We start from the raw sequence: 11,265 nt of genomic DNA on the forward strand, positions 1-11,265 counted from the left end.
TTAGCGAGGTGCGCATAAATGCGCACCCTACGTGGACGGTGCAGGAGAATTGACCTCTTTGCTGGTGCGCATAAATGCACTGACGGTCAGAACCGTGCCCGAGGCTGTAGGGTCGCCATTCATGGCGACCGGCAAACCGCTTTCTCGAACATAACGCCATGCATGGCGACTAAATTTTTCGGTGCGTTTTGCACCATCCAACATACACACAGCACAATCTTAGGTATTTCCGTGACGGTACGAAAAGTCTTATTGAAAAAGAATACTAACGGCATGATTTTTCAGAACAAAGCCGATTCCTTTCTACAGGCCGCTCGCGTTACCGTTGAATCTGGAACAGCTGTTTAAGAGGTGCTGGCAATGCAGGACATCCGCTTCTCAATTGTAATTCCCGCTTATAACGCGTCGAAATCGATTGTCACGACGCTGGATTGCGTCAAAGCGCAAACCTATCGCAACTTTGAAGTCATCATCGTGGATGACAAATCCGCCGATGCCGCGGAACTGGCGCAGGTGGTACGCGGCGAGCGCTATCAGGATCTGGACATCAAACTGGAGCTGTCTGAGGTCAAACTCAACGGCGCCGGCGCGCGCAACAAAGGTATTGAACTGGCGCAGGGCGACTTCATCAGCTTCCTCGATGCCGACGACGAGTGGCACGCGGACAAGCTGCTGGAAGTGTGCGATACCATCCGCAAGCTGGAAGCGCAGGGTAAATCGCGCTATGTCATCTTCAGCCAGGTCAATATTCATCAGGACGGCAGCTTCCTCAAAGTGATGCCGATGCAGCCGCCGGGGAAAAATGAGACCGTGGCGGAGTACCTGTTTGGCTGTTACGGCTTTATCCAGACCAGTACCATCGTGCTGAAACGCGAAGATGCCGCCAGAATCCAGTTTGATGCGCGCTATATTCGCCATCAGGATTATGACTTCTGCATCCGCGCCGACCGCATGGGCTATGAATTTGTGATGATCGCCAAACCGCTGGCGACCTACCATCTGGTGACCAAATTTGGTTCCAAACACAAAGGCGAGTCGGTGAAGTACTCCTTCTTCTGGCTCGACACCATGAAGCCGCACCTGACGGCGCGCGATATCCATACCTACAAAGCGTTCAAGCTGCCGCTGCGCTACAAAATGGATGGCAATTCGCTGCTGGCCAGCGTCAGTTTTGCGCGCCACTTCTTCCTCACCAACCGTGATAACCGCGCCTACTTCATCAATCGCCTGGTCGATAAGCTGAAGTCGCGCTTCACGGGGCGAAGAGCGGTTTCCTGATCGATTTATGACTTTCACTTGCTCCCGCAGCGGGAGCATTTTTTCGGTTCCTGACACTCCGGGTATACAAATGACAAATCATGTTGGCACCATCGGTATCGTGATGCCGATGTACAACGCGCGCAACACCGTGCTGCGTGCGGTTGAGTCGATCGTGAATCAGACCTACAGCGACTGGCATCTCTACCTGGTCAATGATAAATCCACCGATGATTCACTCGCTTTTGTGCGCGAGCACTGCCAGGACGCGCGCATCACTATCCTCAGCAACGAGGTCAACCTCGGCGCGGCGGAAACGCGCAACGTGGGCCTGCGCGCGGCCAAAGAGGAGATCATTGCGTTTCTCGACAGCGATGACGAATGGCACGCGGAGAAACTGGCCGAGCAGGCCGCGGCGCTGGCCGCCGGTGACGACTTCGTCATCACCCATTATCACTACAAAACCAAAACCGCCGATCACGACATCAACTACCACAAACCTTATCTGCAGCAGGAAAACTTCGTGAAGAAGCAGTATCGCGTCTGCTTCTCCTCGGTGTGTTTCCGACGTCCGCCACAGGGCATCTTCTTCCAGCGTAAAGGCCATGAAGACTTCCTGTTCCTCTATGAGCTGTTCCTCCGCTACAAACAAGCCCGGGTGATCCAGAAGACGCTGGTCAACTACTACGAGCTGGGCGATTCGCTGTCGCGTAACAAAAATAAAGCGGCGAAATGGCACCTCGAATTATTAAGAATTATCTATAAAAACAATCCTTTAAAAATCTATTACTATTACGGCTGGTATATGGTGAATGGGGTTCTTTTCACCCTTAAACATCGCTAAGACCCTGTGTCCTTCGCGCTGCCGCTACGTTGGCTGCGCACGTCCATCCCGGTCACTTACTTGAGTAAGCTCCCGGGAATGAACGCACTTGCCGCCTTGCGGCAACGCAAATGACTTGGGTCTGGATTTGAGCAATTTGAGGTGAAAAGTATCAGATGAAAAAGATTGTTTTGGTTATTAAGGATGCCTACTCCTACGCAGGCACGGAGAACATCTGCAACTTCATGTCGGAGTGCCTCGGTGAAGAGCATGCCGTCACCATTTACTCGCTTGAAGGGCACGGCAAAACCTTTTACCCGTTTGAGCGGGTGAAAGAGATTGTCAGCTTCGAAGGCCACAGCAACCCGATTAAAAGTGCCGTGGCGCGCATCCATCAGGAGGGCTTCGACAGCGTATTCCTGATCAGTATGGGGCGCCTGAGCGTGATGTTTGCCTTCTGGAACCTGATGGCAATGAAGAAAAAAACCTTCAAAGCCTACGCCTGCGAGCACATCGCCATCAACTCGTTCAGCAAGCCGATCAAACTGCTGAAGTGGCTGCTGCTGCGCTACTACGATCAGGTGATCGTGCTGACTGACAAAGACCATCAGGTCTTCACCCGCTGGCATATCCCCAGCCAGCAAATTCCTAATCCGGTGGTGTACAAATCCTGGCAGCGCGAGACGCGCAGCCGTCAGGCGCTGGCGGTAGGCCGCCTCGATAACCAGAAGGGCTTTGACCTGCTGCTGGATATCTGGGCCGACTTCAGCAAAAAACACCCGGAGTGGAAGCTGGTGATCGCCGGTGACGGCGAACTGCGCCAGCAGCTGCACGATCAGGCCGCGGCGCTGGGCATCACCGGCAGCGTTAACTTTGTCGGCAAAGTCAGCAATATCAATGATTACTACCGCGACAGCGACATGGCGCTGATGACCTCACGTTATGAAGGATTGCCGCTGGTACTGCTGGAAGCCAAATCCTGGTCGCTGCCGGTGGTGGCCTATGACTGTCCGACCGGACCGCAGGAGATCATCAACCACGGCGAAGATGGCTTCCTGGTGCCAATGAACGACAAAGCCACATTCCTGGCGCGCATGGAGCAGCTGGCCAGCGACGATCGCCTGTTCTTTGCCATGAGCGAAAAGACCAAAGAGACGGCGCTGAAGTTTGACGGTAATCAGATCAAACAGAGCTGGCTGGCGCTGGTGTAACCACTTTTATCGTGCCTCGGGGATACCTTTTCGGCCGCCATGCGGCCCCATGACCACGGGATTGTTAGCATGAAAAGAAGAGAAGTCTTGCAAACTGCAGCCTCCTCCATTGTTGCCGCGCTGTCGGTGAGCGCGTTTTCCAGTTACGCCGCCAAAAGTGGTCAGCCGGCGCTGAAAGCGGTTGATGCCTCCAGCGTCCCGCCGGGCGATGTGCCGATTCTGACGCCGGAAAATGTCTATACCATGCCACCGCAGTTCTGGCAGAACTTTGAGGGCAAACTGTGGATTGGCGCAGCAGGCAAAGATGCCAGCCAGGCCGGCAACCAGATTCCGGTGTATCTGCGCGACGCCAGCGGTAAGGTGTCCCAGGTGAGCCAGCCCATTGCGCTCAATAAAGGCAACTTTGCCCAGTTTATTCACGATAACGCCGCGTTAATCGCCAATCCCGCGCACTCGATGGTGGTGGAAGATAACCAGGGCAATACGCTGTTTTCCATCAGCGACGTGTCGCGCCCGAACGCCAGCAACTTCAGCCAGCGCCTGGCGCAGCCGAACGGCTATCAGCTGATCGGCGAAATACCGTCGGTGGAAGAGCTGCGTAAAACCCGACCGCTGTTTGCCGGGGCGAAAATCAAGCTGAAAAGCTGGCACGAAGGGCTGGAAGTGGGCGGCGGCGAGTTCGTCGGCGTGTATGGCGAAGGCGAAGATGATGGCGGCGTGATTTTCAGCGGCAACGGGTTCTACTGGCGCCGCGTGGTGGAAGATTTCAACCGCCTGACGCTGTTTGACTTCGGCGCCATCGCCGACGGCAAAACCGATACGGCACCGGCGATAAAAGCCATGTATCAGTGGTCGCTCAAGGCTAACCAGCAGATCTGCGTGCAGTTTCCGGCAGGCACCTTCTTCGTGACCGGCTGTGACTTTGGCGATCAGCAGCAGCGCTTCTTCCGCATTTCCGGCGCGATGGTTAACTTCGGCTATTTCCCGGCGACCACGCTGGTATCTGACGGTCGTTCCGAATTCCTGTTCCAGGTGAATGCGCGCTGGACCGAAATCTCCAACCTAATCTTCAACGGTCAGAACGACAAGCGGCCAAACAAACAGGGGCTGTTCCGCAACACCTGTCCGGGCGGCCAGTTCTTCCGCGGTGCCTGCCTGCGCTTCAACCGCGTCGGCGGCACCTCGATCAGCCTGCTGGATACGCTGGACTGCAAAATCGACCAGTGGTACGCCGACACCTGTACCGGTGACGTGATCAAAGCCAGCTGGTCCGGACAGAAGCAGGGTGCGTGGGACCACAGTACGGCGATTGAGCTGTCGAACTTCAACGCCCAGCGCTGTACCGGCGGCATGGTACTTAACCTGCCGCGCTGCAGCCAGTCGATCATTCATAACGGCTGGATTGAGCACAGTGAGCACCCCGGCGACATCTCGAACGGCCAGTGGATTATTGATGCGCTGAGCCTGGAAGATTGCAAAAACCCGCTGAACGCGCGCAATTCCCGCCTCAACATGCGCCAGACCAATCTGCAGTCTGGCAGCTGGATCGATAACTCGCTGGAAGGCGAGCGCTGGCTGAATATCTGGGAGATGGGCTCAACGCGGGTGGAGTCTTACGGCGTGGCCATCGACGGCAGCCTGAAATACAACTACATCACGTCGCGTTTCCGTCTGACCAACAACACCAATCAGGCCACCTGGTTCGAGCTGGGGAATTTTTACTCGCCCACCGTGGGTGACAGCTGGGAGATCGAGTTGTTTGGTCAGTCGCAGTTCAGCAACGGCAGCGACAAACAGCCGCTGCTCGACGTGATGGGCGGTAAACAGACCGGCGGTCGCGCGGTGATTCATCTGCAGCGCAAAACCAGCAAGGCGGAAGCCAGCTGGTCCGCGGAAGGCAGTTCGCCGGTGCTGGAGGTGCGCATCGATGCGCGCAGCGATACCGATAGCAAAGTGTTCGTCAAACTGGCGGGCTGGACGCCGACGGCGGTGGTGCTGATTAAGAGCACCGCCAAGGACCGGTTCCTCACCGGCCGCTGTGCGCGCGTTGATGCCACCATGGCGCAGGGCACTCCGACCAGCGGCAGCCAGCCGGCCCCGCAGCGGTTTAGCCTGCACAACGGTAAAGCCGGCATCGGCGGCAATGAGCAGGGCGATTTGCTGCTGGCGTCGCGCGCGCTCAAGCCCGAAGAGGTGGATACGCGCCAGCCGAAGGGGTTTGTTTCAGTGGTGATCAACGGCGAGCAGGTGGCGCTGCCGTATTTTGCGCTGAAGTCGTGAGGGTGAGCGGCGGTCGCCATGAATGGCGACCCTACGTCTGTGCACTTCTCATCATCGCGCACAGGACTTGTAGGGTGCGCATTTATGCGCACCGTATACCGGCGATGCAGGGCGCGGATTGATACCCGGCGCAGCGCCAGATATGTAGGGTGCGCATTTATGAGCACCGCTAAACAGGTAACGCATTTACGTCACAACAGGCAGTCGTTAATTTCGGGCCGCTGGCCCATTAGCAGTTTTTTCTTACAGAGTTCACTTAGCCAGTATGGAACTGGCGGCTTGTAAAAAATTACAAAAATTTATCTGGAGTTTTTATGAAGATTTTATTGGTGGGTAACCATACCTGTGGAAATCGTGGGGATGGCGCGATTTTACGTGGACTGATTGATTCATTGCAGGCCGCGCGTGGGGATCTGGATATCGATGTCATCAGCCGCTATCCAACCAGCTCCGGATATTTACTGCAGCAGCACATCCAGCAGGATTCGCTGTTTCTGCATAACAGTAAGGCGCCAAAAGGGCTGGTCAGCAGCCTGAAGCGCAAAGTCGCCAACCGTCTGATGCCGGACATCATGATGGCGCACCTCGGCAAAGGTGGCGTGTATAAATCCTTCTCGGTGCCGCCGCATCTGGCGGAATTCACCCGCAGCCTGGCGAAATATGACGCCATCATTCAGGTCGGCGGCTCGTTCTTCGTCGATCTGTACGGCGTTACCCAGTTCGATCACGCGCTGTGCGCGCTGATGGCGAAGAAGCCGCTGCACATGATCGGTCACTCGGTGGGCCCGTTCGAAAACCCGCGCGTTAATGCGCTGGCAAACTTTGTTTTTGACCGCGTCGACAGCCTGGTGCTGCGCGAAGAGGTCAGCCTCGATCGCCTGAAGCAGGATGGCGTGACCACCAGCCGGGTGAAGAAGGGCGTGGACACTGCGTTCCTGGTGCAGGCACGCGAGGTGGAAAATCCGAGCCACAACCTGCTGCACTGGCAGAACATCATTCAGTCGCGCAAAACCATCGCTATCACCGTGCGTGAGCTGGCACCGTTCGACAAACGTCTTGGCGTCACGCAGAAAGAGTACGAAGCCGCGTTTGGCCGGGTGATCAACGCCATGATCGCCGAAGGTTATCAGGTGGTGGCGTTCTCCACCTGTACCGGCATCGACAGCTATGCCAAAGATGACCGGATGGTGGCGCTGACGCTGCGCGACCACGTTGAGCAACCGGAGCACTACCATGTGATCATGGACGAGTTCAACGACCTGGAACTCGGCATCCTGCTCAGCCACTGCCATCTCACCATCGGCACGCGCCTGCACTCGGCAATCATCTCCATGAACTTCGGCACGCCAGCCGTGGCCATCAACTACGAGCACAAATCGCTCGGCGTGATGAACCAGCTGGGTCTGCCGCAGATGGCCACCGACGTGCAGAGCCTGATGGACGGCTCGCTGATCGACAAAGTGCAGACGGTGCTGGCGGACTACGACAACGTGAAGCAAAAAGTGAACACCGCGGTGGCGCAGGAGCGTGAAATCGGCAACCGCATCACCGAAGAAATTCTCAACGTCCTGGGGTAAGTGATGAAGCTAACCTTTTTCACCATGCGTTTTCCGGTTGCCTCTGAGACGTTTGTCCTCAATCAGGTGACGCATTTCATCGATGCCGGCTATGACGTCGAGATCATCTCGGTGTTTCCGGGCGACATGATCAACCGTCATGCCGCGTTCGATGAGTACAATCTGGCGGCGAAAACCCACTATCTGCTGCCGGAAGAGAAGGTATCAAACCTCGACAAACTGACCCAGCGCATCGGACTGATGCTGCCCAAAATCGCCAAGCCGGCGCTGCTGAAGTCGCTTAACGTTGGCCGCTACGGTGCGCAGGCGAAAAAACTGCTGCTGCCAGCCATTGTCGCCAATGCCCGGCAGACCTTTACCGCCGATGTGTTCCTGGTGCACTTCGGCTATGCCGGTGCGCTGGCGAATAAACTGCGCGAGTTGGGGGTGCTGAAGGGCAAGCAGGCGACGGTGTTCCACGGCGCTGATATCTCGCGTCGCCACATTCTTGAAGAGCACAAACAGGATTACATCAACCTGTTCAGACAGAGCGAACTGATGCTGCCCATCAGCCATCTGTGGGAGAACAAGCTGATTGAGATGGGCTGTCCGCGCGAGAAAGTGCACGTCACGCGTATGGGCATCGAGCCGGAGAAGTTTAACTTCCAGCCGCGCGACGCGTTCCACAAACCGCTGCGCATTGTTTCGGTGGCGCGCCTGACCGAGAAAAAAGGGCTGGACGTGGCGGTGAAAGCCAGTGAAATCCTGCGCGATAACGGCGGTCAGTTCCAGTTCACCATCATTGGTAACGGCGAGCAGGACGGCATGATGCGCGAGCACATCGCACGGGCCGGTTTGGAAGACATGGTGACCATGCCGGGCTTCAAACCGCAGGAGGAGATTCGTCAGGCGCTGAGCGAGGCCGACATCTTCCTGCTGCCGTCGAAAACCGCCGCCGATGGCGATATGGAAGGCATTCCGGTGGCGCTGATGGAAGCGATGGCGGTCGGCCTGCCGGTGGTGTCCACCTACCACAGCGGCATCCCGGAGCTGATTCAGAATAACGTCAGCGGCTGGCTGGTGTCGGAAAATGATGCCGATGAGCTGGCGGACACGCTGCTGCGCCTGTCGCGCGGCGACGTTGACGTTGCACCGGTGGTGGCCGCAGCGCGCCATAAAGTGGAAACTGAGTTCAATCAGCACATCGCTTACGGTGAGCTGGCGAAAATTCTGGAGCGCATGGTGTGAGTGGATTAAAAAAACAGGCGGTGTGGCTGTTTGGCAGCACCTGCTTTGCCGCGCTGCTGCAGGTGCTGCAGCTGGCGGTGCTGGCGCGCAAGCTGGAAGCGCACGAGCTGGGTTTGCTGGCGATCATCAATGCCATTCTGGCGGTGGCTACCGTGCTGCAGGACATGGGCATGAGCAGCTATATCGTGCATCGTCAGGAGATTACACGTCGTGAGCAGAGCACCATTTACTGGGTTAACGTCTCGCTGAGCTTCTGTACCGGTCTGATCATGCTGGCCATCGCCTGGCCGGTGGCGTGGTTCTACCATCTGCCGGAGCTGACGGCGCTGATTATGCTCACCAGCCTCAACTTCCTCGTGCTCGGCCACCTGTCGCAGTATCAGGCGCACTATGTCAAAACCAAACGCATGGTGACGCTGGCGAAGATTGAGATGGGCACCAAGCTGTTTGCCTTCCTGTGTACGGTGGCGATGCTCTATTTCACCTCCCTGACGGTAGCGGCGGCGATTCTCGGGCTGTTCATCAACGCCTTCACGCGCATTCTCTGCATGATCTACTTTGGCGAGAAGTCGTGGCGGCCAACGTGGGAGTTCGACGGCAAAACCTTTGTCAGCGCGGTGCGTTACGGTATCTATCAGTTGGGTTCGCAGACCATTAACCAGCTGCGTACTCAGGCCGATGCGCTGATCGTCGGTAAAGTGATGGGTGCCGAGATGCTGGGAATTTACTCACTGGCGAAAGAGCTGATTCTGCAGCCGCTGAAGCTGGTGTCGCCGGTGATTAACCGCCTGGCGCTGCCGCGCTTCGCCGAGAAGCAGCACGATCCCGAGCAGCTGAAAAAACTGTTCCTTAAGGGCACCTTCGTCATCATGCTGTTCAGCAGCGCGATGTACCTGGCGATTGGTATTCTGTCTCCGGTGATTGTGCGTGTGCTATATGGCGCTTCGCACGAGCAGGTGTATCACCTGATCCCGCTGATGCTGCTGTTCGGTATGCTGCGCCCGATGGGCGGTCTGACCGGCGCGATCTCCCAGGCGAACGGACGCACCAACGTCGAGTTCTACTGGAATATCGTCGCCAGCCTGGTGGTGGTGGTGGTGCTGGCGACCACGTGGATCTGGCCGAACGTGATTTACGTGGCGCTGACGCTGTCGATTTCACAGGTGCTGATCTCCGCCTTCGCGCATCCGTTCTTCATCAAACCGGTGATTGGCATCCGCTTTATGCCGTATGCGCGCCAATGGGTGTCGGTGTCGGTGGTGTTTGTCGGCCTGATGCTGCTGGTGAATCATTTCAACCTGTTCGTAATGCCCGAGTGGTTTGAGGGCTGGCTGTAAGCGGTAATGACGGGAGTGGTCGTTGGCAACGGCGACCGCCCGGCATCATCAGATGTGATCGGTGACTGAGGTGTAGCTGCCGGTGCGCATTAATGCGCACCCTACAAAAACCTGCCGTGATCCCGTAGGGGCGCCATTCATGGCGACCTTTAAAATCAGATGTGATTGGTGACTGACGTGCAGCTGCCGGTGCGCATCAATGCGCACCCTACAAATACCTGCTGTGATCTCGCAGGGGCGCCATTCATGGCGACCTTTAAAATCAGATGTGATAGGTGACTGACGTGCAGCTGCCGGTGCGCATCAAATGCGCACCCTACAAAAACATGCTGTGATCCTGTAGGGGCGCCATTCATGGCGACCTTTCAAAATCAGATGTGGACGGTGAATGACGTGCAGCTGCCGGTGCGCATCAATGCGCACCCTACAAAAACCTGCTGTGATCCCGTAGATACCGTCTTGCCGGTTACCTGGCAAGACATATTTCGGCATCGAACGGACGACCCGATTTCAGCACGCCATAAGCCAGCTGCAGCAGCTTCTTCATCGCCGCGCACACCACGACTTTTCCCGTTTTCTTACCCGCATCCAGCCGTTTCTTCAGCGCACTCACCGCCGGATTCCACTTCATCGCCACTATCGCAGGCATGTACAGGGCCTTGCGCATCGCGCTGTTGCCCATCTTCGATATCCTGCTTTTGCCCTTCCACTCACCGGACTCCTGCCGCATCGGATTCAGACCCACCCACGCCACAAGCGCCTTGCTGCTGCTGAACCTCGACATGTCCCCCAGATACGCCAGCATCGTGCTGCTCAGCACGCCCGCGATGCCCGGGATGGACTCCAGCAGTTCCCTGTTCTTTTTAAGGCCCGGATCATTGTCGATATGGTCGTTTATTGCCCGCTTCGTTTCGTCTATCTGCGCATCCAGCGCCGCAATGACCACGCGGATTGAGGGCTGCACCACCGCATCCGAGACCTCCAGCCGGTTCTCTTCCATCTGCCGCATTTCCTGAAGATTCGTCAGGCGCTTCACCAGCGCCTTCAGCCTGCGTTCATTCAGCGGCGCCGGCTGCCACAGCGACGGGCCGTGCAGTTTACAGTAGCGCGCTATCATGCGCGCATCGTCTTTATCCGTCTTGTTACGGCTCAGCTCCGCCTGTCCGAAGCGCCTGATGCGCGCGGGATTTTCCACGCTGACATCATAGCCTTCGTCGTGCAGGAAGGTGGCCAGCGGCTCACTGTACGCGCCGGTAGCCTCCATGCAGATATGGCAGCAGCCGAACGGCTCCAGCCATTTTTTCAGGGCGATAAAGCCCTTAGGGGTGTTGGGAAAGACTTTGGTTTTGTAAGACGTGTCGCCTTTCCAGACGGCCACATCAAACTTTCCGGAGGCAACATCAATGCCGACAGGCATACGGGTTTGCATAGATTCTCCTTAACAGCACAGGGAAACCGCCATGACCATCCTTATGGATGCGTGCTCGGGGCACAGGATACCGTCCGGTCTTGAAGGCGGGAGTTAAGTTGCCGGGGATGAATCTACGAAGCAG

General features: G+C 56.8%; 8 protein-coding genes. 7 read left to right on the forward strand and 1 reads right to left on the reverse strand.

Going from position 1 to position 11,265, the window contains the following annotated elements; all coding sequences use genetic code 11:
- Positions 1–360 precede the first annotated feature (360 nt).
- From AC6I8F_RS07230 to AC6I8F_RS07260, 7 genes are all read left to right on the forward strand, one after another.
- Positions 361–1,278 carry a glycosyltransferase family 2 protein gene (locus AC6I8F_RS07230; protein ID WP_282954585.1) on the forward strand — a complete coding sequence of 306 codons (918 nt, stop codon included), beginning with the start codon at positions 361–363 and terminating at the stop codon, positions 1,276–1,278.
- Between the two features lie 70 nt (positions 1,279–1,348).
- Positions 1,349–2,101: a glycosyltransferase family 2 protein gene (locus tag AC6I8F_RS07235; RefSeq protein WP_058757293.1), complete on the forward strand. Its 753-nt coding sequence runs from the start codon at positions 1,349–1,351 to the stop codon at positions 2,099–2,101.
- Between the two features lie 155 nt (positions 2,102–2,256).
- Positions 2,257–3,291, forward strand: a complete 1,035-nt coding sequence (locus AC6I8F_RS07240) for a glycosyltransferase (protein ID WP_021509330.1) — start codon at positions 2,257–2,259, stop codon at positions 3,289–3,291.
- A gap of 69 nt (positions 3,292–3,360) precedes the next feature.
- Positions 3,361–5,571 carry a phage tailspike protein gene (locus AC6I8F_RS07245; RefSeq protein ID WP_282954584.1) on the forward strand — a complete coding sequence of 737 codons (2,211 nt, stop codon included), beginning with the start codon at positions 3,361–3,363 and terminating at the stop codon, positions 5,569–5,571.
- A 314-nt stretch (positions 5,572–5,885) separates the two neighbouring features.
- On the forward strand, positions 5,886–7,148 hold the full coding sequence (gene wcaK / locus AC6I8F_RS07250) for a colanic acid biosynthesis pyruvyl transferase WcaK (protein ID WP_058757295.1): 1,263 nt from the start codon (positions 5,886–5,888) through the stop codon (positions 7,146–7,148).
- Positions 7,149–7,151: 3 nt separating this feature from the next.
- Positions 7,152–8,375 (forward strand): glycosyltransferase, encoded by a 1,224-nt coding sequence (locus AC6I8F_RS07255; protein WP_058775759.1) that lies wholly within the window; start codon positions 7,152–7,154, stop codon positions 8,373–8,375.
- Positions 8,372–9,712, forward strand: a complete 1,341-nt coding sequence (locus AC6I8F_RS07260; RefSeq protein WP_021509334.1) for an MOP flippase family protein — start codon at positions 8,372–8,374, stop codon at positions 9,710–9,712. Before AC6I8F_RS07255 ends, AC6I8F_RS07260 begins: the two co-directional genes overlap by 4 nt.
- 466 nt (positions 9,713–10,178) lie before the next feature.
- On the opposite strand, the gene AC6I8F_RS07265 is transcribed toward AC6I8F_RS07260, so the two are convergent.
- Positions 10,179–11,141, reverse strand: coding sequence for an IS110 family RNA-guided transposase (locus tag AC6I8F_RS07265; RefSeq protein ID WP_021312959.1), 963 nt, complete (start codon positions 11,139–11,141; stop codon positions 10,179–10,181).
- Positions 11,142–11,265: the final 124 nt, after the last annotated feature.

Source organism: gamma proteobacterium symbiont of Axiagastus rosmarus, from assembly GCF_059730925.1.

Coding starts and splice junctions, on each gene's coding strand:
- AC6I8F_RS07230 (WP_282954585.1), top strand. CDS start 361: ATGCAGGACATCCGCTTCTCAATTGTAATTCCCGCTTATAACGCGTCG.
- AC6I8F_RS07235 (WP_058757293.1), top strand. CDS start 1,349: ATGACAAATCATGTTGGCACCATCGGTATCGTGATGCCGATGTACAAC.
- AC6I8F_RS07240 (WP_021509330.1), top strand. CDS start 2,257: ATGAAAAAGATTGTTTTGGTTATTAAGGATGCCTACTCCTACGCAGGC.
- AC6I8F_RS07245 (WP_282954584.1), top strand. CDS start 3,361: ATGAAAAGAAGAGAAGTCTTGCAAACTGCAGCCTCCTCCATTGTTGCC.
- wcaK (WP_058757295.1), top strand. CDS start 5,886: ATGAAGATTTTATTGGTGGGTAACCATACCTGTGGAAATCGTGGGGAT.
- AC6I8F_RS07255 (WP_058775759.1), top strand. CDS start 7,152: ATGAAGCTAACCTTTTTCACCATGCGTTTTCCGGTTGCCTCTGAGACG.
- AC6I8F_RS07265 (WP_021312959.1), bottom strand. CDS start 11,141: ATGCAAACCCGTATGCCTGTCGGCATTGATGTTGCCTCCGGAAAGTTT.